The sequence below is a fragment of the Dickeya ananatis genome (assembly GCF_019464615.1).
Classification (GTDB): Bacteria; Pseudomonadota; Gammaproteobacteria; order Enterobacterales; family Enterobacteriaceae; genus Dickeya; species Dickeya oryzae.
Genome location: NZ_CP040816.1, coordinates 3,322,022 through 3,347,993 on the forward strand (window position 1 = coordinate 3,322,022; position 25,972 = coordinate 3,347,993).

Genomic DNA, 25,972 nt, shown 5'->3' on the forward strand with positions numbered 1-25,972 from the left:
GATGCCACCCGATGACGCCATCACCCCTCCCGTTCGACGAACCTCAGGCTCTTGCCCATTTGTCCGCCATTGATGCGCACTGGGCGCGCTTGATAGACGGCGTCGGCCATATCCGCTTTGAAAGCCGACCGGCACGGGAACCTTACGAGGCGCTAATCCGGGCGGTCTCCAGCCAGCAACTCAGCAACCGTGCCGCCGCCGCGATCATCAACAAACTACAGCAACGTTTTGACGTGGGAGACAGTGGTTTTCCATCCGCTGAACAACTAGTGGCGTGCGAACCCGAGGTGTTACGCCAGTGCGGTTTTTCCGCCCGTAAAATCGATACGGTGAAAGGCATTGCGCAGGGCGTACTGAGCGGATTGGTACCCGCCAGAACGGCCGCCGAACATCTGGATGACGACACGCTGATCGAGCGCCTTTGCACTTTGAAGGGTATCGGCCGCTGGACGGTAGAAATGCTGTTGATCTCCACACTGGAGCGGATGGATATCATGCCGGTGGACGATCTCGGCATCAAACAGGGGTTTCGTTACCTGTATCGCCTGCCACAAGACCCCACGCGCAAAGCGATGCTGGAGATGAGCGAGCCTTGTCGCCCCTATCGCACACTGGCAGCCTGGTATCTGTGGCGTATTCCTCACATGCCGGATTACGCCGAATACCGGGCGTCACTGCGTCAGTCGACCGACGAATGAAAGCAAGCCCGAAGCGAGGGGAACGTGGGGCAAGCCCTCACTCTCCTGCCTCGGGTGCCGACTGGCGTCCCTGTACCGCTGGGGTTAGCAGACGCTCACGCAGCAGGTCGTACAGCCAGTTGTAGGCCATGGTGTACGGCAGGAAAAACAGGAAGAAGCCGATCTCCACCATCAGCGCCTGCCACAACGTAATATTCAGCATCCAGGCGGCCAGCGGCAAACCAAACAGGATAAAACCACCTTCAAAGCCCAGCGCGTGCCCTGCGCGCACCCATACGCCACGCCTCACGCGGCTGACCGGCCACAGGCGATCAAACACGCTGTTGTACACCACGTTCCAGACCATTGCCACGCTGGACAGCATGATGGATAGCGCCCCGACCTGTAGGATGGAGCGCTCCAGTACCCATGCCCCTATCGGCGCGCAAATCAATAACGCCATCACTTCAAAACCCACGGCATGCACTATCCGCTCACGCCAGGATTTTGACGGATGATGTCCTGTTTGCTGAATATTCTGTTGCATAGATTCCTCCTACTGATAGCGCGGTGGCGCTGACGGATTGCTATTTTCATCGAAATAACCAATAGTGATAAATTAGAATCCATCTAAAAAATCGATAGAGGCAGCGATGCGTTATTCTCCTGAATCACTGCTGGCGTTCATCGCTACCGTGAATACCGGCTCGTTTTCCGCCGCGGCACGCCACCTGCAAAAAAGCCAGTCCACCGTCAGTACGGCGGTGGCGAATCTGGAAGCTGATCTGGGATTGCTGTTGTTCGACAGACGAGGTCATCAGCCGGTACTGACGGATGAAGGACGTAAGGTGCTCAGTCATGTGAAAGCGATTCTGTCTGCCAGCGAAGCGCTGGATGAACTGGCAATCCGGCTGGCCGATAAAGTCGAGCCACGGCTCACCTTCGTGTTATCGGACACCTGGCAGTGCAGTCACTATCACCCGATACTGCAACGCTTCGCCGTGCGGTTTCCCGACGTGGAATTCGAATGCCTGATTGCGGAAGACGAAGACGTGGTGGAACTGCTGCAATCTCAGCGCGCCCATGTTGGCGTATTACAGGCGCAGGCACATTATCCTATCGACATTGCGGTGTCCCGGTTGCAGGTGAAAACCGAAATGGCGGTGTATGTCGCCCGTACGCATCCGCTGGCGCAGCAGACCCAGGTAACGCAGGAACAACTCGCTACGGTGCGTCAGTTATGTCTGCATACATATAGCCAGCGAGAGCGTCCACAAACGGAAAGCGCCAGTTGGTCAACGCCGTCGTACCTGATGCTGTTGGAGATGGCGCAACAAGGATTTGGCTGGAGCACCCTGCCGCGCTGGCTGGTCAAGGAATACGCGCAGAATCAGTTGGTGGAGCTATCGTTGCCAGGCTGGCCGCGGCAAATTGAAGTGGATATCGCCTGGTCTCGCCCCTCGCCCCCCGGGCCGGCGGGATTATGGCTCATCGATACCCTGCTCGAACAGCGCGAATAATAAAATCAACATACCGGCAAGGTGATGTACAACGGGCATAACCCTTATTTATTTAATGGATATTCATCACCCAGGCACATTGCACTTAATTAATTTAAATAAATGACTTAATATGCCATCCGTAACGTCACGATTATCAATATCAACATCCTGTTTCTGTCTGCGATATATTTTCGACGAAAACATGACGAAGATAAAAATAATGTGACTTGTCAGCGTGGTACTCCCCGCCATAAAGCCATAGTATGTGAGGTGGTATCCCTCAATAGGCGCACAACTGGCGCAAGTTAAGGAATATCAACCACGTTTATTGCTTTTGTCGTCGTGCCAAAGACGACGGACACAACAATAAGACCGGCACAAAAGCCTTAGGCGGAAATAAGACCCGATAAATCACTCAATTATGCGGCTGCAAGTGAGAAGAAAATGTCGAATAAACCGTTTTATTACCAAGATCCGTTTCCATTAGCGAAAGATAAAACCGAATACCGTTTGATCAGCAGCGACTTTGTTTCCGTTAGCCAGTTTGAAGGCCAGGATATTCTTAAAGTTGACCCGCAGGGGCTGACCTTGCTGGCACAGCAGGCATTCCACGACGCCTCGTTCCTGCTGCGTCCTTCCCACCAGCAGCAGGTCGCCGATATTCTGCACGACCCGGAGGCCAGCGAAAACGACCGTTATGTCGCCTTGCAGTTCCTGCGTAACTCCGAAATCGCTGCCAAAGGCATCCTGCCGACCTGTCAGGATACCGGTACTGCTATTATCGTCGGCAAAAAAGGCCAGCGTGTGTGGACCAACGGCAACGACGCTGAAGCACTGTCGCGCGGTGTATACAACACCTTTATTGAAGACAACCTGCGCTACTCCCAGAATGCGGCGCTGGACATGTACAAAGAGGTCAACACCGGCACCAACCTGCCTGCGCAGATAGACCTCTACAGCACGGAAGGTGATGAGTATAAATTCCTGTTCGTCACCAAAGGCGGCGGTTCCGCCAACAAAACCTATCTGTATCAGGAAACCAAAGCGCTGCTGTCACCGGGTAAACTGAAAAACTATCTGGTGGAAAAAATGCGCACGCTGGGTACCGCGGCCTGCCCGCCGTACCACATTGCCTTTGTCATCGGCGGCACCTCTGCGGAAACCAACCTGAAAACCGTGAAACTGGCCTCCACCCGCTACTATGATGAATTACCGACCGAGGGTAACGAACACGGTCAGGCGTTCCGCGATGTGGCACTGGAGCAGGAACTGCTGGAAGAAGCCCGTAATCTGGGACTCGGTGCCCAGTTCGGCGGCAAATACTTCGCGCACGATGTGCGGGTGATCCGTCTGCCGCGTCACGGTGCTTCCTGCCCGGTAGGGATGGGTGTTTCCTGCTCGGCGGACCGTAACATCAAAGCCAAAATCAACCGTCAGGGTATCTGGCTGGAACAGTTGGAAACCAACCCCGGTAAATACATTCCGGAACACCTGCGTCAGGCTGGCGAAGGTGAAGTGGTGCGTATCGACCTGAACCGCCCGATGGCAGATATCCTCAAAACGCTGTCGCAATACCCGGTTTCTACTCGCCTGTCGCTGAACGGCACCATCATCGTGGCACGCGACATTGCGCACGCCAAGCTGAAGGAACTGCTGGACAACGGCGGTGAACTGCCGCAATACGTGAAAGATCACCCGATCTACTACGCAGGCCCAGCCAAGACACCAGAAGGATACGCGTCTGGTTCACTCGGCCCGACGACCGCTGGCCGTATGGACTCTTACGTTGATTTGCTGCAATCCCACGGCGGCAGCATGATCATGCTGGCCAAAGGCAACCGCAGCCAGCAGGTCACCGACGCGTGTCATAAACACGGTGGCTTCTATCTCGGCAGCATCGGCGGCCCGGCAGCGATTCTGGCTCAGAACAGCATCAAGAGTCTGGAGTGTGTGGAATACCCGGAACTGGGTATGGAAGCTATCTGGAAAATCGAAGTGGAAGACTTCCCGGCCTTCATTCTGGTGGATGACAAGGGCAACGACTTCTTCCAGGTGATCCAGTCGCAGAAATGCACGCGCTGCGGCTGATGATTCGCTAAACCTGTCCTTCAAACCCCGGCCATGCCGGGGTTTGTTATTTTATCCCCAGCCGTTTTGCCATACGGTGTAAATTACCGCTGTCTACCGCCAGTTCACGGGCGCAGGATGACCAGTTACCCTGATGCCGCGCCAGCGTGTCGCTAATCACCTGTCGTTGATAATGCTCCGTGGCATCCCGCAGGCTGACGCCACGGCGGCGCGGTATTCTCCGCGTTAGCGGGATGAGGCACATCGGGCAGTACGCCATCCAGATTCAAGTGCTCTGGTCGTAAGACAAGATCGCCGCTCGTACCCCCTGCCCGCGCCACAATCGTCGCCCGGTAGATGACATGCTCCAGTTCGCGCACGTTCCCCGGCCACGGATAACGCACCAGCAACTGGGTCGCTTGCGGCGATAATGACAGGCGTTGCAACCCGAGTCTGGCCCGGCTGCGCTCACAGAAAAAACCGGCCAGCAGCGCAATATCCTGACCACGCGCACGCAGCGCCCGCCTGCAAACCACATTGCTGCAACAAGGGGTGGAACTGTTACTCGGCACCGAGCTCCAGCAGGAGGAAAAACCGAGGTGGGCCTGCGCGTTACGTTGGTTTCCGGCCGCACACTGGTGGTAGATGAAATCATCTCCGCCATCGGACTGCGCGCCAATACCGAGCTGGCAGCGATGGCAGGTCTGTCGGTAAACCGTGGCATCGTCACCGACAGCCAGTTACGCACCTCTGATCCGCATATTTACGCGTTGGGAGATTGCGCTGAAATTAACGGTAAACTGCTGCCCTTTTTACAACCGATCCAGTTAACCGCCAGCATCGCGGCTAACAGTATTGCCGCACGCCTCACCCTGGAACCCCATCACCCTCAGCCGCAAGGGGATCAGCCACTTACCCTGCCTGCGATGTTGATTAAAGTAAAAACGCCGTTGTTTCCGTTACAACTGGCGGGGGAAACACAAAACCCGGCGCTCACCTGGTACCTCATCGCCGATCATGGCGGCATCGTGGCAAAGGGAATGGCAGGGGAACAGTTACGGGCATTTGTCGTCGGCGGCGACCGCACGAAAGAGGCCTTCCCACTGCTACGACAACTGTCATCATGATGCTATATCCAGCGACTGCATGGCGGTCGCTTTGCCATTTCATGCATTTAAAATACATATTTATGGTCACACTACCGCGTGATTAATAGAATGGGAAGAGACGAGAACGTACGAGGTCCCTATGCAAGAACTGATTTGTTATAAACAGATGCCGGTATGGAACAGCAATACGCTGCCTGCGGCGTTCCAGGAAAAACACAACACCAAAGAAGACACCTGGGCAAAACTGGAAATACGACAGGGCGAACTGACGTTCGAACTGTTGACGGAACAAGGAGAAGTCACAGAACGCTTTCAGTTTTCACCGCAACAGCAGCCGCCTTATATTGAACCACAACGCTGGCACCGCATTGCCGCGTTCTCCGACGACCTGCAATGCCAGCTCAGTTTTTATTGCACAGCGGAAGATTACTACCACAAAAAATACGAGCTGACGCGCACCCACTCGGAAGTTGTCAACGCTCTGCGTTATATCCAACCGGGAAAAGCGCTGGACCTGGGCTGTGGCGGCGGGCGTAACGCACTCTACCTGAACCTGAAAGGCTTTGAAGTTACAGCCTGCGACAAGAACGCCATGAGCATTGATAAGTTCAACCAGGTAATCGTGGATGAGTCACTCAGCGGGATCGACGCGTTCGTCCACGACATCAATCAGGCCGATATTCGCCATCAGTACGATTTCATCCTGTCGACGGTGGTATTCATGTTTCTGGATCGTTCCTGCGTCCCGGCTATTATCAGCAACATGCAGGAACACACGGTTGCCGGTGGCTATAACCTGATTGTCGCGGCCATGTCCACCGACGACTTCCCCTGCCCACTGCCGTTCTCATTCACTTTCGGGCACAACGAATTGCACGACTATTATCGTGACTGGGAGATAGTAAAATACAACGAGGATGTGGGGGAACTGCACAAGACCGACGCCGACGGCAACCGCATCAAGCTACGCTTTGCCACGCTGCTAGCCTGCAAACCGGCCTGAACCCGGCATCGGAAAAAAGCCTACGCCTGAAAAAGGCTACGTCTGAAAACGCATCTACCTGAAAAAATACATACCTGAAAAAACAGGGCCGGAAAACCGGCCCTGTTTCAAAGACGTGATAGTGTCTGGTGACAATCAGCTAGCTTTACGTTCAGCCGCCTGACGGTAAGCCACCAGATCTTCGATAGTCAGCACCGGCATATTGTGCTGTTTCGCGAAGGTGATCACTTCCGGCGCATGCGCCATGGAACCATCCTCATTCGTCAGTTCGCACAGCACGCCGAACGGTTTAAACCCAGCAAGACGCATTAAATCCACCGTGGCTTCAGTATGACCACCACGCGCCAGCACGCCGCCCGGCTGCGCACGCAGCGGGAACACATGACCAGGACGATTCAGATCGCTCGCACGGGCATCATCGGCAATCGCGGTACGAATGGTTGTCAGGCGATCGGAGGCAGATACCCCGGTGGTGACACCTTCAGCCGCTTCGATAGTCACGGTGAATGCAGTCTGATAATGGCTGGAATTGTTTTCCACCATCATCGGCAGTTCCAGCTTCTGGCGACGCTCTTCAGTAATACACAGGCATACGATACCGCTACCGTGACGAATGGTCAGCGCCATTTGCTCAACGGTCATGGTTTCGGCGGGGAAAATCATATCACCTTCATTTTCCCTATCTTCATCATCCAACACCATGACGCCACGGCCTTGACGCAATGCATCCAGCGCACGTTCAACGCGTTCGACAGGTGTACCGAATTCGGAAAGTAAAGTCTGATTCATGGTAAAAAAACCTCATTGTTAGTATGGATTACCAGAATCAGGGCGAACTTGAGGAGTCGTTTTTGCACTGAGCAAACAGACAAAAACGCAAAAAATAACGCGGGCAGGCGCTAGCCTGTCAGAAACCGTTACTCTCTCCCATCCGGACTATGACCGTCGGCCCCGGAATTACACCGGATCTGCTGACCTCAAACCATGCAGTCTGAGCGCTCGCGGGCTTCCAGCTGACCTTAAGGCCACATACTGGTTTACCGCCGGTGGGGAATTACACCCCGCCCTGAGAATAAGCAGGGTTACTATAGCGCTAACCGAAGGGAGGGGCAATCACTAACCCCGCTTATGGATCGCAAAATTTATCGAATGAAAATGACTTTTTGTTTATACCGTGCGGGTCAGGCATTACACTTGATGTATATCCACCCTTTCGTCAAACAGTTCAGGAAAGAGTCATGATTGACCCGAAGAAATTAGAGCAGATTGCCCGTCAGATGCAGGAATCCATGCCGAAAGGCATCCGGGAATTTGGCGAAGACATGGAGAAGAAAATCCGTCAGATCTTACAATCGCAGTTAGGCAAACTGGATGTAGTCAGCCGTGAAGAATTCGACGTACAAACCCAGGTATTGCTGCGTACTCGCGAAAAACTGGCGCTGTTGGAACAGCGGATGAGCGAACTGGAAGCGAAAGTTGCGGGCCGCGAAACAGCAACACAACAACCGCCTGCCGACTCCCAGTAACGCAGCAGTCTGCACATGCCAGACAGGGCCTGCGCCCCTGTCTGGTTTTACTCGGTGACAATGGCGGCGCGTCTTACTGGCAGCACCAGCCATAGCACCGTCAGCATCCCTAACGCATACAGCGATTTCCAGCCGAGAGTCAGCAGCAACGCCACGCACAGTACGCTCCCGATGCTTGCCATCACACGTGAACGGCCATGCAACAGCCGCCACCCCGCCAGCATACACAGTAGATAAATCAAAATAAAAATGCCGTTGGCGTAAACGATCAGCTCAGATAACGGCAGTTGCAGCCAGTAAATCAACAGGCAACAGAGCAGGCAGCAGGCCACCACCAGCGATAACGCGTTCACCGGCGCGCGCGCGGTGGATAAACGCGCCAGTCGGCTCCCTTCCGGGGCCTGCGACCACACCAGACGGGCAAACCCCTGGGTATAAATATTCACGCTGGCGAAACAGGCGAGATAGCCGACAATGCAAGCCAGCCACAAGGCATGCTCGCCAAACAACCGCACCACTATGCCGGGCAGCGATGCTGTAGCAGCCTGATGGGGACCGTAAGCCCCGAAATGCAAAACGGCGACAGTACATCCCCAATAAACGGTACCGGCTAGTAACATGCCTATCAGCAGCGCCCGCGGAAAATCACGCTCGGGTGATTTGAATTCCGTTGCCAGATGCGCAAAGGCTTCCAGCCCGACGAAACACCAGAACATCACCGCCAGCGCATCCAGCATCTGTGCGCCGTGAATCTGCGTAAGCGCAGGCCACGGAATCTGGGATGGCGCAATCTGCCCTTTCCACCAGATTGCCGCCACCAGCAGCACCACCAGTAAAGCAATCAGCGTCTGAATGGTGGCGCTGGAACCGGCACTGCGTATTCCCAGTAGCCAAATCGCCGCCAGCGTCAGCAATTGCACCAGCAGTAACCCGTCGGCACTCAACCCAAAGGCAGCCTGCCAGAACCCGGCCGCAATCTGCATCGCCGCTGGCAACCCTACCGGGATCACCGACAGGAACAACCATCCGGTCACACGCGCCAGCCGCGGCCCAAACGCCAGCTTCACAAAATGCGCCGCCCCACCGGCATTCGGGAAGTGCCTTCCCAGTGAGGCAAAGGCAATCGCAATCGGAAACACCAGGGCAATCAGTAGCGGCCAGGCCCACAAGCTATCACCTTGCGACTGCTCAGCCACCAGAGCAGGCACAGCAAACACGCCGGTTCCCAGCAGCGAGGTCGATAACAACCCGATACCCTGAACCAGTCCCAACTCCTGTTTTAACGTATTATTGCCGCTCACTGTCTGCACCTTATTGCCAACCGGTAGATTCACCGGCCGACACTGCCACACGAAATGCGCTCGTTACGGAAACGACGCGATGGAGATAGCGCGGAAAAACCGCGCGATGAAAGTCATACCCGATGGACGTAACATGCGATAAAAGCAAGAAGCCCCCGTAAACGGAGGCTTCTGATAAGCGCTGATATCACAACACACTGCCGTTATTCGCTCTGAGCACTGTTCGCTTTGAGCACATCGCGGATACGGGCTTTATAGGCTTCCACTTTCTGCGGTGTCATCAGACGGCGTTCGTCATCCAGCACCACGCCGCCCACATCGTCAGCGATACGCTGAGCGGACTGCAGCATCAGCTTAAAGTTCTGACTGGCATCGCCATAAGACGGCACCATCATGAAAATCGACACACCCGGCGTGGTAAATTCAGACATCGCGTCCACATTGAACGAACCGGGTTTGACCATGTTAGCCAGGCTGAATAACACCGGCCCACTTCCTGCCGGGTTGACATGACGATGGAAGATGTTCATTTCGCCAAACTGGAAACCTGACTGCAACACGCTTTGCAACAGCACTTCACCACCAATCACGCCGCCCTGATGAGCCGCTACGTGCAAAACCAGCACCACTTCTTGTTGCGGCATCGGCTGTGAAGCCACCGGCGCTTCAGACACCAGTTCAGAATGTGGGTGATGGTTGACGTCAGGTGCTGGCTCTTCCGCGCTCTGCTCCGGAATTCGTTGCACCGGTTCTGTCGGCTGGGGTTGGGAGGCTGGCTGCTGATAGCGAGGCTGCGATTCGGCATACGGGGCCGCAGGCTGATGCGACGGCGCTGGCGGCTCAACCTCATCCAGCAGCGGATCGTAAACAGTAGGCTCCTGGCGGAAGGTCGTCTCAAAACGATCACCCGCAGCGTTGCCGGACGGCGTATTTTGCTGACGGCGAGAGGACGTTACCCGCACTTCACCCACCCCGTCGTCAAGCTCCTCCAGCGGGGCATCATCACGCTTTGGCTTCAGGCGTTTTACCGGACGATCGCGGAAAAGGGACGAGCGCTCCTTACGGCTTGTCCAAAGACCATGCAGTAACAGTGCTATAATTGCGATCGCGCCAACGACAATCAAGATCAGACGCAGGTCCTGCATCATTGCTATCCCAGTTATTCCAATACATTGCCACTACGGCAAATACACATACCTCTAACTGTATTTGCCTGTGTACTCAAGTGCAAGTCTGTACACTAGTTTATGATAATAAAGATCGACTGCGGGCATTTTTTTGTCGTTTTTTCAGGCAAATCGCAGCTAGCCAGCCGAAATTCATCCCGATATGATGCCGTAACCTGCCTACCATAAGGTGAGAACCGCCCCATGTCCTACACGCAACACCTTGATCCCAAACACAGCGGCCTGCATTATTTTCTGAAAGGCTGGCAACTGCTTTCTCTGCCCGGTATCCGTCGTTTTGTCATTCTTCCTATGCTGGTGAATATCCTGCTGATGGGGGGCGCTTTTTGGTGGCTGTTTCACCAGCTTGGCACCTGGATCCCGCAGCTAATGACCCATGTGCCAGAGTGGCTACAATGGCTCAGCTACCTGCTCTGGCCGCTAGTGACACTCTCCGTCTTGCTGGTTTTCAGCTATTTCTTTAGTACCATTACCAACCTGATCGCCGCGCCGTTCAACGGCCTGCTGGCGGAGCAACTGGAAGCCCGGTTGACCGGCCAGCCGCTGCCCGCCAGCGGAATGCTCGATATTGCCAAAGACGTGCCCCGCATCATGCGACGCGAACTGCAAAAACTGGCCTATTATTTACCCCGTCTACTGGTGTTACTGCTGCTGTATTTCGTACCCGGCATCGGTCAGACCGTCGTTCCTGTGATGTGGTTTTTGTTTGGTGCCTGGATGCTGGCAATCCAATATTGCGATTATCCGTTCGATAACCACAAAGTCGGCTTTGCCACCATGCGTAAAGCATTGCGGCAAAACAAACTGGCAAATCTGCAATTCGGCGCGCTGGTCAGCCTGTTTACGATGGTGCCGGTGCTAAACTTGTTGATCATGCCGGTTGCTGTCTGCGGCGCGACCGCCTTGTGGGTCGATCGTTACCGCCACCTTTCCAGCACATTGCCTCGGCACTGATACCGACACAGAAAGGAGAGCCAGTGACGCTACCCTGTTCTATAACTGGATATTAATGAAAATATATTTCCTCAGAACATATCGATATAGCGATTCTTTACTTCACTGGCTTTCCCGAACGAGTATTCTCTTTGAGGTTCGCAAAAATTTCATACAGTTATTAAGGACGGGCTATGAGTAAGATCTACGAAGACAATTCTTTCACTATCGGCCATACGCCGCTGGTTCGTCTGAATCGCATCGGCAATGGGCGTATTCTGGCTAAGGTGGAGTCACGTAACCCGAGCTTCAGCGTCAAATGCCGTATCGGTGCCAATCTGATTTGGGATGCCGAAAAACGCGGCGTATTGAAGCCCGGTGTCGAACTCGTAGAGCCGACCAGCGGTAACACGGGCATCGCACTGGCGTATGTGGCGGCAGCGCGCGGCTACAAACTGACACTGACCATGCCGGAAACCATGAGTCTGGAGCGCCGTAAGCTGCTCAAAGCGCTGGGTGCCAATCTGGTGCTGACCGAAGGTGCCAAAGGCATGAAAGGCGCTATCGCCAAAGCCGAAGAGATTGTAGCCAGCGACCCAGAGCATTACCTGCTGCTGCAGCAGTTCAGCAACCCGGCCAACCCGGAAATTCATGAGAAAACCACCGGCCCGGAAATCTGGGAAGACACCGACGGCGAAGTCGACGTGTTCATTGCTGGTGTGGGTACAGGTGGTACGCTGACGGGCGTCAGCCGTTATATCAAGCAAACCAAAGGTAAAGCGATCATTTCTGTGGCTGTCGAACCGACAGACTCCCCGGTTATCACCCAGGCACTGGCCGGCGAAGAAATCAAACCCGGCCCGCACAAGATTCAGGGGATCGGTGCCGGTTTCATTCCTGCCAACCTGGACCTGAAACTGGTCGACCGCGTTGAGCGCATTACCAACGAAGAGGCTATCACCACGGCCCGTCGTTTGATGGAAGAAGAAGGCATTCTGGCCGGGATTTCTTCCGGTGCGGCGGTGGCCGCGGCACTTAACCTGTTAAAAGAAGAAGAATTCGCCAACAAAACCATCGTGGTGATTCTGCCATCCTCTGGCGAGCGTTACCTCAGCACCGCGTTATTTGCTGATTTGTTCACCGAACAGGAATTACAGCAGTAATCCCGGCACTCGAAAATGTGATTCAAAAGTTAAAAAAGCACCCTGCGGGGTGCTTTTTTGTGGCAGAGTTCAAACTTTCTGTTACTTGCTCATTGCTTTTCACCGTCAGGTTTAGTATTTAACCGGACAATTATTTTGATGCGTGAAATTAATATCTATCGACGCTCCACATACGGATATCATTCTTGTGACATGAAGCAGCAGGGCCGGACGTTTCATCAACGCAAGAACAAGGAGCATTACCGATTTGAGCCAGGGGTAAGCGCATTCCGTTTCCCTTTACCGCATCCCGGCCTGCCTTGACCCATTCAGGGCAACCAAACAGGCTAAAGTTCAGTAGATACACTAAACTTTAGTTCCACAACATGAACCTAATCCAACAAGTTGGGGAAAACAGAATGTTCAAGCAAGAAGTAACGATTACCGCACCGAATGGCCTGCATACTCGCCCTGCCGCACAGTTCGTGAAAGAAGCTAAAGGCTTTACCTCTGAAATCAACGTCACCTCTAACGGTAAAAGCGCCAGCGCGAAAAGCCTGTTCAAGTTGCAGACCCTGGGTCTGACTCAGGGCACTGTCGTCACGATTTCAGCTGAAGGCGAAGACGAACAGCAAGCCGTTGAACATCTGGTTAAACTGATGGCTGAGCTTGAGTAAACGGCCCGCTCTCTTTAGTGAACATCAGGATCAAGTAAGGTAGGGTTATGATTTCAGGCATATTAGTATCACCGGGTATCGCTTTTGGTAAGGCGCTGCTACTGAAAGATGATGAGATTGTCATCAACCGGAAAAAAATCTCCGCAGACCAGGTCGAGCAGGAAATCGAACTCTTCCTGACTGGTCGCGCCAAAGCGTCACAGCAGTTGGAGGCTATCAAGCAAAAAGCCGCCGAGACGCTGGGGCCAGAGAAAGAAGCCATCTTCGAAGGGCATATCATGCTGTTGGAAGATGAAGAGTTCGAGCAGGAAATCATTTCCCTGATTAAAGACGAGCATGCGTCTGCGGACGCGGCGGCGTTTTCCGTCATCGAAACCCAGGCGAAAGCGCTGGAAGAACTCGATGACGAATACCTGAAAGAGCGCGCTGCAGACATGCGCGATATCGGCAAGCGCCTGCTGAAAAACATCCTGGGCATGCATATCGTTGATCTGGGTGACATTCAGGACGAGGTTATCCTGATCGCCAAAGATCTGACCCCGTCTGAAACCGCACAGTTGAACCTGAACAAAGTGCTGGGTTTCATTACCGATATCGGCGGCCGTACCTCCCACACCTCCATCATGGCTCGCTCACTGGAGCTGCCTGCCATCGTTGGGACGACCGACGCTACCCAGAAAATCAAGAATGGCGATTTCGTTATTCTGGATGGGGTAAACAACAAGATTTACCTGAATCCTGATCAGGCCACAATTGAGCAGCTTAAAGCCGTTCAGGAGCAGTACAACACCGAGAAATACGAGCTCGCTAAACTCAAAGATCTGCCGGCTATTACACTGGACGGTCATGAAGTTGAAGTGTGCGCGAACATCGGTACAGTCCGCGACATCGCCGGTGCTGAACGTAACGGTGCCGAAGGCGTGGGCCTGTATCGCACCGAGTTCCTGTTTATGGACCGCGATGCCCTGCCGACCGAAGAAGAGCAGTTCCAGGCGTACAAAGCCGTCGCGGAAGCGATGGGCGCTCAGGCGGTTATCGTGCGTACCATGGATATCGGTGGTGACAAAGACCTGCCGTACATGGACCTGCCGAAAGAAGAGAACCCGTTCCTCGGCTGGCGTGCGATTCGTATCTGTCTCGATCGCAAAGAAATCCTGCATTCGCAGCTGCGCGCCATTCTGCGTGCCTCCGCGTTTGGTAAATTGCGCATCATGTTCCCGATGATCATTTCGGTAGAAGAAGTGCGTACCCTGAAAGCCGAACTGGAGATGCTTAAAGCCCAGTTGCGTGCCGAAAACAAAGCATTTGATGAAACCATCGAAGTCGGCGTGATGGTGGAAACCCCGGCCGCAGCGGCCATCGCCCATCATCTGGCGAAGGAAGTTGACTTCTTTAGTATTGGGACAAATGACTTAACCCAGTATACTCTGGCGGTAGATCGTGGGAACGAGCTGATTTCTCATCTCTATAACCCGATGTCTCCGGCCGTGTTGACCCTGATTAAGCAGGTAATCGACGCTTCCCATGCCGAAGGCAAGTGGACTGGCATGTGCGGTGAACTAGCAGGTGACGAACGTGCTACACTACTGCTGCTGGGAATGGGTCTGGATGAGTTCAGCATGAGTGCCATCTCGATTCCTCGCATCAAGAAAATTATTCGCAATGCCAACTACGAAGATGCGAAAGCGCTGGCGGAGCAGGCATTAGCCCAGCCGACAGCAGAAGAGTTAAGCAGTCTGGTAAGCCGGTTCATTAAAGAAAAGACGCTTTGCTGATACCGCTGTGCTGACCCAATATTAATGCTTAGGAGAAAATCATGGGTTTGTTCGATAAACTGAAATCTCTGGTTTCTGATGATAAGAAAGAAACCGGCAGCATCGAAATCATTGCCCCGTTATCCGGTGAAATCGTCAATATCGAAGACGTGCCTGATGTTGTCTTCGCTGAGAAGATCGTCGGCGATGGTATCGCTATCAAACCTAGCGGTAACAAGATGGTTGCGCCGGTAGATGGCACCATCGGTAAAATCTTCGAAACCAACCATGCTTTTTCTATTGAATCAGACACGGGTATCGAACTGTTCGTTCACTTCGGTATTGATACCGTTGAACTGAAAGGCGAAGGCTTTAAACGTATCGCCGAAGAAGGACAGCGTGTCAAGAAAGGTGACGTCGTGATCGAGTTTGATCTGCCGTTGCTGGAAGAGAAAGCCAAGTCCACTCTGACGCCAGTTGTTATCTCTAACATGGATGAGATTAAAGAACTGACTAAGCTGAGCGGCACCGTGGTTGTGGGGGAAACCCCGGTTATTCGTATCAAGAAATAACCGCACATCCTCATGACAAACGGCACCTTCGGGTGCCGTTTTGCTTTATCGCTCAATCGTTTCTCTCGCCAGCGAGCTTACGCACCACACAGCGCTTACTGCCAGCGTGGAATGCAAATATGGATCTGCAATCCGCCCTGCTGACGATTCTCCGCCTCAATACGGCCGCCATGCGCCACCACCGCCTTCCGGGCTATCGCCAGCCCCAGCCCATACCCTTTGCCCGACTGCGGCGAATCGATACGCATAAACGGGTCGAAAATGCTGGAGAGCTTACTCGCATCCACTCCCGGGCCGCTATCGGCCACGCCGATGCACCACTCTTTCTCATCCCGGGACAAGGTCACCAGCACCTGTTGACCACGTGACGAGAAGCGCAAGGCATTACGGATGATGTTATCCAATGCGTGCCGCATCAATTCCGCCGAGCCCTTAACGGTATAATCGTCGTATTCACCGGGGCTTAACGCAATATCGACCCCTGGCACCTGCGCTTCATAGCGGGCATCGTTGACCACCGCGTTCACTAACCCGAGCAGGTCAAAATACTCGTCACTATTGACGGCATGGCTATTAGCCATATGGTTCTCAGCACGGGAGAGCGTCAACACCTCGCCTATCATCTTATCCATGCGTTCGGCTTCACGCTCCATACGCTGTAACGCGTTTTCCACGTTGTCGGGGTTCTGGCGCGCCAGCCCTATCGCCAGTTGTAACCGGGCCAGCGGCGATCGCAACTCATGGGAAACGTCGTGCAGCAGTTGCTCGCGCGCACTCACCAGTATCGACAAACGGCTGACCATCGCGTCAAAGTCACGAGCCACATCGCCAATCTCATCATGACGGCGTCGCATAGACGGATAAAGCCGTACCGACAGGTCACCCTGCGCCACCTGCTCGAAGCTCGCCCGCAACCGCCCAAGCGGACGCGCCAGATTCCATGCCAGCATCGCGCTAAACAGCAACCCACCTAGTGCGCCAATCCAGATCATCGGCGGCGGCAAATGCAGGAAAAACGGCAGCGACGCCGGGGGCTCCTTCGGCATCACATCATGCCGCCAGCGCGCAATATCGAAACTCACCCGGTAACGCTGCCCGTCGGGGCCGTCCACAACCTGCTGCAACGCCTGATCCGCTCGGTCTGAAAAGCGTCCTGACTCTGGCGGAGGCCCAAAGCCCACCCTGCCCGGGTGAGGCGGCTCATCCGGCATTCCCATGCCCGGCAAGGGTTCGAGATTGCCCGTGTCGTTATCACCGACAACCGACACATTGATATAAACACGCTCGTTCTTCGGCCAGTCGGCCAGCGTGTGCCCCAGTTCAGCCATTCCTCCCTGACGCAACGCCTGTACCGCCAATGCCATTTGAAACGACGCGGTATATTTGACCTGACGCATTTCCGGTGGCTCGGGGCGCTCGCCGTAAAATGAGAACCCCACCCACAATAGCTGCGAAATGACGAAGAACGTCAGCCACAGTCCCAGCAGGATCTTCCAGAACAGCCTTCCATGCATCATTAACGGATCCGATAACCAACGCTGCGCACGGTCTCGATGGTCAGGTTACACTCATCCAGCGCGGCCAGTTTCTGACGAATATTACTGATGTGGACATCCACACTGCGGTCATAAGCCTCACGGCGACGCCCCAGACATTTCTCCGACAGTTCATCCTTGGTCACGACCCGGCTCGACGAACGCATCAGCAGTTCCAGCAGGTTGAATTCCGACGCGGTGAGATCAAACACCTTGCCACGCCACTCGCTGCTGCGTGTAGACGGGCACACCACCAGGTCGCCATAGCTCACTGTCCCGGCGTCTTCGTTTTTTTCCGACTTATCTTCATAACGGCGTAGCACCGCGCGCAAACGCGCCACCAGTTCCCGCGGATAACAGGGTTTCGGCACATAGTCATCCGCCCCCATTTCCAGCCCAATAACGCGATCGATATTATCGCCTTTGGCCGTCAGCATAATGATGGGAATCGCGTGATTCCGACGCACTTGCCGCAGCACGTCAATCCCGCTCATGTCAGGCAACATGATGTCCAAAATCATCGCGGTATACTGACTGGACATGGCGCCGTCTATCCCTTCCTTGCCGGTCATGACCTGTGAAGTACTAAACCCCTCCGCCGTGAGGTATTCACACAACATGTTCCCCAGTTCAGCGTCATCGTCTACCAGTAAAATTTTCATACGTTCTTCCCATGCATTGTTACCGCCCTTATTGTCAGGGCTGGTCGCAATCTGCGCAGCAGTATTTACGGAATCCTTACCTTTTGCCGTTCAAAACATAACGCCGGTAAAGCCGAAGGACAGGTAAATTATACCCAGCCCTGATTTCACTGGTCAGTGACACGCCACGTGTGTTGCCCACGTTGGTTGTATCGGCAATTTACTCAGTCAAGGATGCGTTCGTTTTGATGAAATACCCTCTTTGCACCGGCCGCCGTGTCTGGTGGCTATTATTGTTACCTGTCGCCATCGCGTTCTTCGTCGCCATTCATCTGTTAAGGCCCGCGCCTGCAAAAAATTATATTACGGCGGCGGTAGATGTTCGTGACCTGCAACAAACGGTACTCGCCGACGGCACGGTGAATGCCCGCAAGCTGGTCAGCGTCGGCGCACAGGTTTCCGGGCAGATTAAAGCCTTGCACGTTGCACTGGGCGATAAGGTAAAACAGGGCCAGTTGCTGGCCGACATCGACGATCTGACGCAACAAAACACCCTGCAAGACAGCAAAGCGGCGCTGGATAATATCCAGGCGCAGTTGGCCTCCAAACTGGCAACGCTACGCAACAACCAGCGTAACTGGCAACGTCAGCAACGCCTGATGCAAACCGGCGTTGGGGTGCAGGCCGATTACGACAGCGCCCAGACAACACTGGAAGCCACCGAGGCTGATATCCACGCGCTGGAGGCGCAGATCGTGCGGGCGAAGATCGCCGTGAATACCGCACAGGTCAATCTGGCTTATACCAAAATCGTCTCGCCGATAGCGGGCACAGTGGTGGCGCTACCCGTCGAACAAGGGCAAACCGTTAACGCCGTGCAAAGCGCGCCGACCATCGCCAAAATAGCCAGCCTCGACACCATGACTATCGAGGCCAAAATATCAGAAGCTGACGTTATCAACGTCAAGACTGGCATGCCGGTCTGGTTCACAATCCTCGGCAATCCGCGTCAGCGCTATCAGGCGGTGCTACGCGCGATTGAACCCGCGCCAGAATCCATCAGCAGCGATAGCAGCACGACCAGCAGTAGCCGAACCAGCAGCAGTAGCACCAGCAGCAGTTCCTCCAGTTCCGCCATCTACTACAACGGGTTATTCGATGTCGCCAACCCGGATGAAACCTTGCGTATATCCATGACTGCACAGGTCTACATTCTCTTATCCGAAGCAAAACACGCCACTGTAGTACCGATCAGTGCGTTGCAGAACCGCCAGGGTAAATGGTTTGTTCAGGTGGTTCGGCCACAAAGCCCACCACAATGGCGCGAAGTCACGCCCGGCATCAGCGACAGCGCGTATATCCAGTTGCTCTCCGGCGTACAACCCGGTGAAGAGGTCGTGATAAGCCAGCAGTTAGCCAGCGCCAGTAACCGTACCTCGTCACCGCCGCCGCCGATGGGGTTTTAAGCCATGAGCACACCGCTGCTGGTATTACGTCAGGTTCACCGCCGCTTTACCCACGGTGAACTCGGCGTCGATGTACTGAAAAACATCAACCTGACGATTAACGCGGGTGAAATGGTGGCGATCGTCGGTGCATCCGGGTCTGGAAAATCCACGTTGATGAATATCCTTGGGTGTCTGGATAAACCCACGCAAGGGGACTACCAGGTCGCGGGAGTATCGACCCTGACGCGAGATGATGACCAGCTTGCCGCATTACGCCGCGAGCATTTCGGGTTCATCTTTCAACGCTATCACCTGTTAAATGATTTGAACGTCGGCGATAACGTAGAAATGCCGGCGGTCTATGCCGGTCAACCCCGCCACGAACGCCGGGCGCGCGCCGCCGCCCTGCTGGCAAGACTGGGTCTGGCCGGGCGTTTGCAGGATACGCCCAACCAACTGTCAGGCGGTCAGCAACAACGCGTCAGTATCGCCCGCGCGCTTATCAACGGTGGTCAGGTGATTCTGGCCGATGAGCCGACCGGCGCGCTCGATAGCGCCAGCGGCGAAGACGTCTTATCCATCCTGCGCGAACTACACCAGCAAGGTCATACTATCGTATTGGTGACGCACGACAAACGCATCGCCCAACAGGCCGAACGCATCATCGAGCTTCACGACGGTGAAATCGTGGCCGACCACCACACTACAGCACGAGGGATGAAACGCAGTCCGACAACCACCCCAGCGCATCAGCCGGGCAGAACGCTGACCCGCGGGTATGACCGGTTGCAAAATGCGTTCAGGATGGCGTTACGCGCCATGAACGCACAGCGGATGCGTACTTTCCTGACGATGCTGGGGATTATCATCGGTATTGCCTCGGTCGTCTCGGTGGTCGCACTCGGCAAAGGGTCGCAACAACAGGTGCTGGAACACATCAATGCGATGGGGACCAGTACGCTGGAGATTTTTCCCGGCAAAGATTTTGGTGACATGCGTTCTGCCGCTATCCAAACCCTACGCAGTCACGATCTACCGCCACTGGAACAGCAGCCTTATATTCACAGCGTAACCCCCACCGTTTCGACCTCGGCTACGCTGCGTTATGCCAGTCACGCCGTCTCGGTCAGCGTGAATGGCGTAGGCGAGCAATTTTTTACGGTACGTGGCTATATCTTGTCGCAAGGGAGTGGGTTTTCACCGCTCAGCGTCGAGCGCCTGACGCAAGAGGCGGTTATCGACCAGAATACCCGCAACACACTGTTTCCTCATGGTGAGAACCCACTGGGACAGGTGATTTTTCTCGACCAGTTGCCTTGTCGCATTATTGGTGTCGCCACCCGCAAACAGTCCGGCTTCGGCAGCGATGAAAACCTGAATATTTGGGTGCCTTATACTACCGTCATGCGCCGTATGGTCGGTCAGTCGTACCTGCGCAGCATTACCGTTCGGGTCAAAGACAACATTGATCTGAGTGTGGCACAGCAAGGCATCACCCAAATCCTGATACGTCAGCACGGCAGCAAAGATTTCTTCGTCATGAATACCGATACCATTCGCCAGACGATTCAGCAGACGACAGTCACCATGACGCTATTGGTATCCGCCATTGCACTGATTTCGCTGATTGTAGGCGGTATTGGTGTCATGAATATCATGCTGGTGTCTGTCACCGAGCGCACGCGGGAGATAGGCGTGCGCATGGCGGTCGGCGCACGTACCGGCGACATTATGCAGCAATTTCTGATCGAAGCGGTGCTGGTGTGCCTGTGCGGTGGCGTGTTGGGTATGCTGCTGTCGGTTCTGGCTGGCACCCTCGCCAGCCACCTCAGCGGTGTGACTTTCGTTTATTCAGCCACCGCTATGGTGGCGGCGTTCTTATGTTCCAGCCTGATTGGTGTGATTTTCGGCTTCTTCCCGGCCAGACGGGCGGCACGGCTGCAGCCGATCCACGCGCTGGAGCGCGAGTAGCACGTCAGCCAAACACACCGGTAGACAGATAGCGATCGCCGCGATCGCACACCACCGTCACCACCAGACTGCCGGGGTGTTCGGCGGCGATACGCAGCGCCCCGGCTACCGCCCCGCCGGAGCTGACGCCGCAGAAAACGCCTTCCAAGCGCGCCAGTTGCTGCATGGTGCTTTCCGCCTCCTGCTGCGATATATCCATAATTCGGTCAACCAGCTGTGGCTGAAAGATGCCCGGCATGTAGTCCGGCGACCAGCGGCGGATCCCCGGAATCTGGCTACCGTCTTGTGGTTGCAGGCCCACAGTGCAAACCGTATCGCTCTGGCTTTTCAGGTAACGGCTCACGCCGGTGATGGTGCCGGTGGTCCCCATACAGGACACGAAGTGGGTGAGTCGCCCTTCGGTTTGCCGCCAGATTTCCGGGCCGGTGGTGGTGAAATGCGCCAGCGGATTATCCGGATTGTTGAACTGATCGAGCAGCACGCCCTCGCCAGCCTGCGCCATTTGCCGGGCCAGATCACGCGCGCCCTCCATCCCCTGCTCTCGGCTGACCAGCAGTAGCTCCGCGCCGTAGGCGCGCATCGCATCCTGACGTTCCCGACTCATGTTTTCCGGCATCAGTAACCGTAGTCGGTAACCTTTCATCGCTGCCACCATCGCCAGTGCAATGCCGGTATTCCCGCTGGTCGCCTCAATCAACCTGTCTCCGGGGGCTATCTCGCCCCGGCGTTCCGCCTGCTGAATCATCGACAACGCCGCCCTGTCTTTTACCGACCCGGCCGGGTTATTGCCCTCCAGCTTCAACCAGATTTCGCTGCCGGTATGCGCCGCCAGACGTTGTAATTTGATCAACGGCGTATTGCCGACGCAGTGTTCAAGCGTACTCACTTTCTCTCTCCGCACGACGTCAGGCGTCGCCAAAAAAACAGGCACCGCGATGCAGTGCCTGTTTGTCACTCGTAGCAAAACCGGATTCTGTTATAGCGATAGCAAACGATCAAGAGAAGGCGCGAAGAAGTAGCTACCGCTGACTGCACGGGTAAAACGCAGCATCTCGTCACGTTTGCCGTCACGGTCGCCGAACATGCTCAACAATTGCTGTTCAATATTGTGAAGACGCGCGCAATACGCCGCGAAATACAAGCCATGCTTACCGCTGGCGGTACCATAGGGCAGGCTCTGGCGCAGAATCTTCAGCCCTTTGCCATCCTCTTTCAGATCGACACGGCTCAGGTGTGAGGTTATCGGCCGCGCGTCGGACGACAGCTCTTCATTGTCTTGCTTCGTGCGACCGATCATCTGTTCCTGCTGTTCGACGCTCATGCGGTTCAACTGGCGCAGATTATGCTCCCAGCGCTGAACAAACACATAGCTGCCACCCTCACCTGCCTGACCATCCGGTACGATGGCAACATCGCGACGCGTATCGCCTTGCGGGTTCTCGGTACCATCAACAAAACCGCTCAGGTCGCGGTCTTCCACCCAACGAAAACCGTGGGTTTCTTCTTCGATGTTGATGGTGTTGCCAAACGCGGCCAGCACCGCCTGTGCCAGTGAAAAATTGACGTCATGACGCAGCGACTGGATGTGAATCAGCATATCGCGCTGGGTCGCAGGAGCCAGCCCGTTACCCAACGGCGTGAAGGGTTTTAGCTCCTGCGCGCTGTTATCGCAGTCCAGCTCACGCCAGACATCGTAGCCAAATGCGATCACCGCGCCGAGCCCCGCGTCAGGGAAGCGCTGCTGTAACTCGGTCAGCGCCTGACAAAACTTCTTGCAACCCTGGCGGATGGCATCAAATTCGCCCTGTACCATAGCCTCCATGAAGATGGCAAAACGGCGATGCTCCAGCAAAATACCGCTTTGAATTTGTGTCATCTGTTGCTTCCTCACTCGGTGCAGTTTCTTTTACGCCGACAAGACTATTACGCCGACAAAACTATTACGCTGACAAAACTATGCCGGACGGCTATCTCAATACTGCGTCAAAAAAATACGGGGCGCGACCTGCACGCCCCAATCGGATTCACATCATATCAAACGATGTTGACGATAACAGGATAACCTTACCAATAAAGGTAGAAATCGCAGGTGACTGTTTTTGCAAGGATGATCATCACAGACTACCGATTACTCCGCGTAAACGGGTTTCGGTGCCGGGGCAACCACCTTGATGACCCAATACACGACACTGGCTGCCAGTAACGAGTTCAGGGCCGGAACACCCCATTCGGTGAACAACCCAATGGCGCTCCCTGCCAGACTGGCAATCATCGCCGACCAGCCGATAGGTGGCGTACTGGCGGCATCTGGCAACTCACCGCGTTGGCGGCTTTCGTCCAGCACGGTCCGGCTGGTACGCAAAATATAGTAATCCACCAGCATGACGCCAATCACCGGAGGGAAGAACACCCCCAACAAGGTCAGGAAATCCACAAACCGGTCCAGAATACCGATCACCGACAGGAAGGTGCCGATGAAACCTATCAGTAACGTGATGGATTTATAGCTCAGCTTTCTACCAGTGATGCCCTCAACCGCATTCGCAATCCCCAGCGATGAGGAATACAAATTGATGTCGTTGATGCGCAACGTGGAGAAAATGACGGTAATCAGCCCGATACCGCCCGCGGTTTGCGACATGATAGTCACAATGTCAGCAGTATTCAGCGCACGAGCAATCAGTATTGCCAGCCCGTTAACGACAAATTCGCCGATAATAATCGACAGCATGGTAATCCAGAAAACATGCCGCCCACGACGGGAGTAACGGGTCATGTCGGGGGTAATCAGGCTCGCTACAATGCAACCGCCGACCACCATGGTCGCCCCGGCACTCACGGATATGGCCTCACCAGACACGCCCTTTTGCAGCAGTTCGGTAATGTTGTGGCCGGTGAGCGTCATAAACGAAATATAACCGACGACCATGATAAACAGCGGCACGGCAATTCTCGCGGTATACCGCAGCGCGCTAAAACCAAACGTGACCAACAGCGTCAACGCACAACCAGAAAGTGCGGCCGACCAGCCGAACCCCAATCGGTCGCCCAGTGCAAAGTTGAGTGATTTGGCAAACACGGCGTTTTGCACACCGAACCACCCCAACAGGCTGACAGCGATAATAGCGCCGATAAATACCGCACCGATGCGGCCAAACCCACACCAGCGCGCCAGCAAACTCCCAGACAACCCTTCCTTCATGCCCGCGTAACCTAACCCCAGCGTTACAACGCCAAATATTGCACTGCCGATGGCAATGGCCAGAAAAGCGTCGCCGAGTGTCATCGAATGCCCCAGCACCGCGCCCAACATAAACTGATCCAGTGCGGTCAGCATCCCTATATGCACCAACGCCACATTGAAAAACGGCAGTCGAACAGACAGTGGAACCCGACTTACCGGGTAATCATCAATATTTTCCATTACCTCTATCCTTGCTTAAATAAATAAAATACCTTTCGCGATCAGCGAATGAGGTATAAAACTCTCCAGACCGCAATCCCGACAATACTCTTCGAATTGATTCAGTGAGTGAACGCCGACTTTCTGATACATGTTATAAATTCTATTTTCGATTGTTTTATGAGAAACGTTAAATTTCCTGGCAATTTCTTTACTGGAAAATCGACGCAACATCAAAAAAATCACATCAAGCTCTGTTTTAGTAAACAAATCAATATTAATCGTCGTCTTTAATACCGATGGCTTTTTCTGATCGATATAAATTAACGGCGATAATGTACTGAATGGTTTGGCATTCCATATCACACCAATACATTTTTTATCGCTGTCAAAAATGGGAATTTTTTCACTGACGAACGGCGTGAGTTCATTTCGACCATACCAGTAATCGGTTTCGATAACTGAGACTCGTTGTTCACTGTTTTCTGTTCGCTTATCATGCTCGATAAAGTCGTCAGATAACTCAGCCCAACTGGCAGGAAACTCCTCATCTAACCGACCTTCAATGTCGAATTTTTCAGGCGTTACCGTATAAAGGCGGGCGGCACGATTCATGTAAATATGACGCGATGCCAAATCTTTTATCCCCCAAGGCTCGTTTAGCCCCTCCAGCAGGGTGATGAGATTACCAATATAATCGCTTGTCACTGATAACGACAAATTCATCCTGTTATCCCTATTCCTTATCAGTCGGTCTGATATCAGGCAATATGCTTCGCCAGGTAATGTCGGGTATATTTATGTGCATAATCAGGTTGTGAGCCATACTCCTTATACCCTAATTTTTCATAGAACCCTTTAGCCTGAAAATTGAAGGTATCAACATAAGCCATATGGCATCCGCGCGCCAGAGCCTCTTCTTCAGCCTGTCGCATGAGCTGACTGCCTAAGCCTGTCTTGCGATATTCATCACCCACCCAGAGATACTGCACTTCCAGTCCTCCCCACCAGGTTCTGGCTACCAACCCCGCGATAATCTCCCCCTCGTTATTGGTGAAATGCAAAAAAAGCGGGCGAATATCTACATGCTCATAATCTTCATTATGTCTCCACAAGCTCTCGATAACATATTCCTGCTCCTTGTGATTAGGTTTATCCGTTACATGTAATTTCACACTATGCTCCTTAATGCCACTTGTATTTATGGGGTAGTAGTCAGGCTCAATCAAAACTCGTCGAGAAAATCAAGGGTGTTTTTTACCCGTTCAAAATTAGCTTCAGCAGGCTACCCTATAGAAAACCCACAATAATAACTTTTTTGATTGGTCGCAATTATTCCCACACCAGGGAAACACGTAAAGATAGCTCACCAATTATTTACATGATTCATTATATACTGATACCTTTCATTTAAAAGAAAAAAGATTAATAGTCAGAAACCGAAACCACTTTCATCAAATAATAAAAATAGTAATTAATAGCATAAAAACTTTCACGGAAAATCATGCTTCGCACTGAATTGTG

Annotated in this window: 23 protein-coding genes, 2 pseudogenes and 1 riboswitch; of the genes and pseudogenes, 13 read left to right on the top strand and 12 right to left on the bottom strand. The window is 53.9% G+C overall.

What is annotated here, in order from left to right; translation table 11 throughout:
* Nucleotides 1-11: 11 nt before the first annotated feature.
* Nucleotides 12-698: a DNA-3-methyladenine glycosylase family protein gene (locus FGI04_RS14695; RefSeq protein WP_407336921.1), complete on the top strand. Its 687-nt coding sequence runs from the start codon at nt 12-14 to the stop codon at nt 696-698.
* Between the two features lie 37 nt (nt 699-735).
* Here the strand turns inward: FGI04_RS14695 and FGI04_RS14700 are convergent, their stop codons facing one another.
* Nucleotides 736-1,224: a multidrug/biocide efflux PACE transporter gene (locus FGI04_RS14700; RefSeq protein WP_016942268.1), complete on the bottom strand. Its 489-nt coding sequence runs from the start codon at nt 1,222-1,224 to the stop codon at nt 736-738.
* A 106-nt stretch (nt 1,225-1,330) separates the two neighbouring features.
* Between FGI04_RS14700 and FGI04_RS14705 the strand changes: the two genes are divergently transcribed.
* Both FGI04_RS14705 and fumA read left to right on the top strand, forming a co-directional pair.
* The gene (locus FGI04_RS14705) at nt 1,331-2,197 is read left to right on the top strand and encodes a LysR family transcriptional regulator (protein ID WP_342700031.1); all 867 of its coding nucleotides are present in this window, start codon (nt 1,331-1,333) and stop codon (nt 2,195-2,197) included.
* Nucleotides 2,198-2,623: 426 nt separating this feature from the next.
* Nucleotides 2,624-4,267 carry a class I fumarate hydratase FumA gene (fumA, locus tag FGI04_RS14710; RefSeq protein ID WP_038903458.1) on the top strand — a complete coding sequence of 548 codons (1,644 nt, stop codon included), beginning with the start codon at nt 2,624-2,626 and terminating at the stop codon, nt 4,265-4,267.
* A gap of 46 nt (nt 4,268-4,313) precedes the next feature.
* Here fumA and FGI04_RS14715 read toward each other — a convergent pair.
* Nucleotides 4,314-4,764 (bottom strand): annotated as a pseudogene (locus tag FGI04_RS14715) (AAA-type ATPase lid domain-containing protein); the annotation flags it as partial.
* Here FGI04_RS14715 and FGI04_RS14720 point away from each other — a divergent pair.
* Nucleotides 4,751-5,373: pseudogene (locus tag FGI04_RS14720) on the top strand (FAD-dependent oxidoreductase); the annotation flags it as partial. The pseudogenes FGI04_RS14715 and FGI04_RS14720 sit on opposite strands and share 14 nt — an antisense overlap.
* 121 nt (nt 5,374-5,494) lie before the next feature.
* Nucleotides 5,495-6,358, top strand: a complete 864-nt coding sequence (gene tehB / locus FGI04_RS14725; RefSeq protein WP_342700032.1) for an SAM-dependent methyltransferase TehB — start codon at nt 5,495-5,497, stop codon at nt 6,356-6,358.
* A 135-nt stretch (nt 6,359-6,493) separates the two neighbouring features.
* On the opposite strand, the gene ribB is transcribed toward tehB, so the two are convergent.
* Entirely contained in the window at nt 6,494-7,147 is a 654-nt protein-coding gene (ribB, locus tag FGI04_RS14730) for a 3,4-dihydroxy-2-butanone-4-phosphate synthase (protein ID WP_342700033.1), read from the bottom strand.
* Between the two features lie 126 nt (nt 7,148-7,273).
* A riboswitch (FMN riboswitch) is annotated at nt 7,274-7,436 on the bottom strand.
* 160 nt (nt 7,437-7,596) lie between these two features.
* On the opposite strand from ribB, the gene ubiK reads away from it, so the two are divergent.
* Nucleotides 7,597-7,884, top strand: a complete 288-nt coding sequence (ubiK, locus tag FGI04_RS14735) for a ubiquinone biosynthesis accessory factor UbiK (RefSeq protein ID WP_342700034.1) — start codon at nt 7,597-7,599, stop codon at nt 7,882-7,884.
* A 47-nt stretch (nt 7,885-7,931) separates the two neighbouring features.
* Here the strand turns inward: ubiK and yjeH are convergent, their stop codons facing one another.
* Nucleotides 7,932-9,185, bottom strand: coding sequence for an L-methionine/branched-chain amino acid transporter (gene yjeH, locus FGI04_RS14740; RefSeq protein WP_407274719.1), 1,254 nt, complete (start codon nt 9,183-9,185; stop codon nt 7,932-7,934).
* A gap of 203 nt (nt 9,186-9,388) precedes the next feature.
* The gene (gene zipA, locus FGI04_RS14745) at nt 9,389-10,333 is read right to left on the bottom strand and encodes a cell division protein ZipA (RefSeq protein ID WP_407274635.1); all 945 of its coding nucleotides are present in this window, start codon (nt 10,331-10,333) and stop codon (nt 9,389-9,391) included.
* A gap of 222 nt (nt 10,334-10,555) precedes the next feature.
* Here zipA and cysZ point away from each other — a divergent pair, with 222 nt between their 5' ends.
* The 5 genes from cysZ (at nt 10,556) to crr (ending at nt 15,450) form a co-directional block, all read left to right on the top strand.
* Nucleotides 10,556-11,326: a sulfate transporter CysZ gene (gene cysZ / locus FGI04_RS14750; protein ID WP_342700037.1), complete on the top strand. Its 771-nt coding sequence runs from the start codon at nt 10,556-10,558 to the stop codon at nt 11,324-11,326.
* Between the two features lie 173 nt (nt 11,327-11,499).
* Complete coding sequence (gene cysK, locus FGI04_RS14755) at nt 11,500-12,468, top strand: cysteine synthase A (protein WP_012883550.1); 969 nt, start codon at nt 11,500-11,502, stop codon at nt 12,466-12,468.
* A 398-nt stretch (nt 12,469-12,866) separates the two neighbouring features.
* A complete protein-coding gene (gene ptsH, locus FGI04_RS14760; RefSeq protein WP_012883549.1) occupies nt 12,867-13,124 on the top strand; it encodes a phosphocarrier protein Hpr in 258 nt (85 codons plus the stop codon).
* A gap of 47 nt (nt 13,125-13,171) precedes the next feature.
* Nucleotides 13,172-14,899, top strand: a complete 1,728-nt coding sequence (gene ptsI / locus FGI04_RS14765; protein ID WP_168365006.1) for a phosphoenolpyruvate-protein phosphotransferase PtsI — start codon at nt 13,172-13,174, stop codon at nt 14,897-14,899.
* Nucleotides 14,900-14,940: 41 nt separating this feature from the next.
* Nucleotides 14,941-15,450 (top strand): PTS glucose transporter subunit IIA, encoded by a 510-nt coding sequence (gene crr, locus FGI04_RS14770; RefSeq protein ID WP_012883547.1) that lies wholly within the window; start codon nt 14,941-14,943, stop codon nt 15,448-15,450.
* A 95-nt stretch (nt 15,451-15,545) separates the two neighbouring features.
* Here crr and FGI04_RS14775 read toward each other — a convergent pair whose 3' ends face one another.
* Both FGI04_RS14775 and FGI04_RS14780 read right to left on the bottom strand, forming a co-directional pair.
* Entirely contained in the window at nt 15,546-16,964 is a 1,419-nt protein-coding gene (locus tag FGI04_RS14775; RefSeq protein ID WP_342700130.1) for an ATP-binding protein, read from the bottom strand.
* A gap of 2 nt (nt 16,965-16,966) precedes the next feature.
* On the bottom strand, nt 16,967-17,647 hold the full coding sequence (locus tag FGI04_RS14780) for a response regulator transcription factor (RefSeq protein ID WP_407274634.1): 681 nt from the start codon (nt 17,645-17,647) through the stop codon (nt 16,967-16,969).
* A gap of 227 nt (nt 17,648-17,874) precedes the next feature.
* On the opposite strand from FGI04_RS14780, the gene FGI04_RS14785 reads away from it, so the two are divergent.
* Nucleotides 17,875-19,092 (top strand): efflux RND transporter periplasmic adaptor subunit, encoded by a 1,218-nt coding sequence (locus FGI04_RS14785; RefSeq protein ID WP_407336922.1) that lies wholly within the window; start codon nt 17,875-17,877, stop codon nt 19,090-19,092.
* A 3-nt stretch (nt 19,093-19,095) separates the two neighbouring features.
* Nucleotides 19,096-21,045 (top strand): MacB family efflux pump subunit, encoded by a 1,950-nt coding sequence (locus FGI04_RS14790; RefSeq protein ID WP_407336923.1) that lies wholly within the window; start codon nt 19,096-19,098, stop codon nt 21,043-21,045.
* A gap of 4 nt (nt 21,046-21,049) precedes the next feature.
* On the opposite strand, the gene cysM is transcribed toward FGI04_RS14790, so the two are convergent.
* The 5 genes from cysM to FGI04_RS14815 all read right to left on the bottom strand — a co-directional run bounded on the left by cysM (nt 21,050) and on the right by FGI04_RS14815 (nt 25,623).
* A complete protein-coding gene (cysM, locus tag FGI04_RS14795) occupies nt 21,050-21,931 on the bottom strand; it encodes a cysteine synthase CysM (protein ID WP_407274631.1) in 882 nt (293 codons plus the stop codon).
* A 90-nt stretch (nt 21,932-22,021) separates the two neighbouring features.
* The gene (locus FGI04_RS14800; RefSeq protein ID WP_038903441.1) at nt 22,022-22,921 is read right to left on the bottom strand and encodes a Dyp-type peroxidase; all 900 of its coding nucleotides are present in this window, start codon (nt 22,919-22,921) and stop codon (nt 22,022-22,024) included.
* Between the two features lie 252 nt (nt 22,922-23,173).
* A complete protein-coding gene (locus FGI04_RS14805) occupies nt 23,174-24,469 on the bottom strand; it encodes a cytosine permease (RefSeq protein WP_342700041.1) in 1,296 nt (431 codons plus the stop codon).
* Nucleotides 24,470-24,484: 15 nt separating this feature from the next.
* Complete coding sequence (locus tag FGI04_RS14810) at nt 24,485-25,174, bottom strand: helix-turn-helix transcriptional regulator (RefSeq protein WP_407336924.1); 690 nt, start codon at nt 25,172-25,174, stop codon at nt 24,485-24,487.
* Between the two features lie 35 nt (nt 25,175-25,209).
* Nucleotides 25,210-25,623, bottom strand: coding sequence for a GNAT family N-acetyltransferase (locus FGI04_RS14815; RefSeq protein ID WP_342700042.1), 414 nt, complete (start codon nt 25,621-25,623; stop codon nt 25,210-25,212).
* Nucleotides 25,624-25,972 lie beyond the last annotated feature (349 nt).

Coding starts and splice junctions, on each gene's coding strand:
- FGI04_RS14695 (WP_407336921.1), top strand. CDS start 12: ATGACGCCATCACCCCTCCCGTTCGACGAACCTCAGGCTCTTGCCCAT.
- FGI04_RS14700 (WP_016942268.1), bottom strand. CDS start 1,224: ATGCAACAGAATATTCAGCAAACAGGACATCATCCGTCAAAATCCTGG.
- FGI04_RS14705 (WP_342700031.1), top strand. CDS start 1,331: ATGCGTTATTCTCCTGAATCACTGCTGGCGTTCATCGCTACCGTGAAT.
- fumA (WP_038903458.1), top strand. CDS start 2,624: ATGTCGAATAAACCGTTTTATTACCAAGATCCGTTTCCATTAGCGAAA.
- tehB (WP_342700032.1), top strand. CDS start 5,495: ATGCAAGAACTGATTTGTTATAAACAGATGCCGGTATGGAACAGCAAT.
- ribB (WP_342700033.1), bottom strand. CDS start 7,147: ATGAATCAGACTTTACTTTCCGAATTCGGTACACCTGTCGAACGCGTT.
- ubiK (WP_342700034.1), top strand. CDS start 7,597: ATGATTGACCCGAAGAAATTAGAGCAGATTGCCCGTCAGATGCAGGAA.
- zipA (WP_407274635.1), bottom strand. CDS start 10,333: ATGATGCAGGACCTGCGTCTGATCTTGATTGTCGTTGGCGCGATCGCA.
- cysZ (WP_342700037.1), top strand. CDS start 10,556: ATGTCCTACACGCAACACCTTGATCCCAAACACAGCGGCCTGCATTAT.
- cysK (WP_012883550.1), top strand. CDS start 11,500: ATGAGTAAGATCTACGAAGACAATTCTTTCACTATCGGCCATACGCCG.
- ptsH (WP_012883549.1), top strand. CDS start 12,867: ATGTTCAAGCAAGAAGTAACGATTACCGCACCGAATGGCCTGCATACT.
- ptsI (WP_168365006.1), top strand. CDS start 13,172: ATGATTTCAGGCATATTAGTATCACCGGGTATCGCTTTTGGTAAGGCG.
- crr (WP_012883547.1), top strand. CDS start 14,941: ATGGGTTTGTTCGATAAACTGAAATCTCTGGTTTCTGATGATAAGAAA.
- FGI04_RS14775 (WP_342700130.1), bottom strand. CDS start 16,964: ATGCATGGAAGGCTGTTCTGGAAGATCCTGCTGGGACTGTGGCTGACG.
- FGI04_RS14780 (WP_407274634.1), bottom strand. CDS start 17,647: ATGAAAATTTTACTGGTAGACGATGACGCTGAACTGGGGAACATGTTG.
- FGI04_RS14785 (WP_407336922.1), top strand. CDS start 17,875: ATGAAATACCCTCTTTGCACCGGCCGCCGTGTCTGGTGGCTATTATTG.
- FGI04_RS14790 (WP_407336923.1), top strand. CDS start 19,096: ATGAGCACACCGCTGCTGGTATTACGTCAGGTTCACCGCCGCTTTACC.
- FGI04_RS14800 (WP_038903441.1), bottom strand. CDS start 22,921: ATGACACAAATTCAAAGCGGTATTTTGCTGGAGCATCGCCGTTTTGCC.
- FGI04_RS14805 (WP_342700041.1), bottom strand. CDS start 24,469: ATGGAAAATATTGATGATTACCCGGTAAGTCGGGTTCCACTGTCTGTT.
- FGI04_RS14810 (WP_407336924.1), bottom strand. CDS start 25,174: ATGAATTTGTCGTTATCAGTGACAAGCGATTATATTGGTAATCTCATC.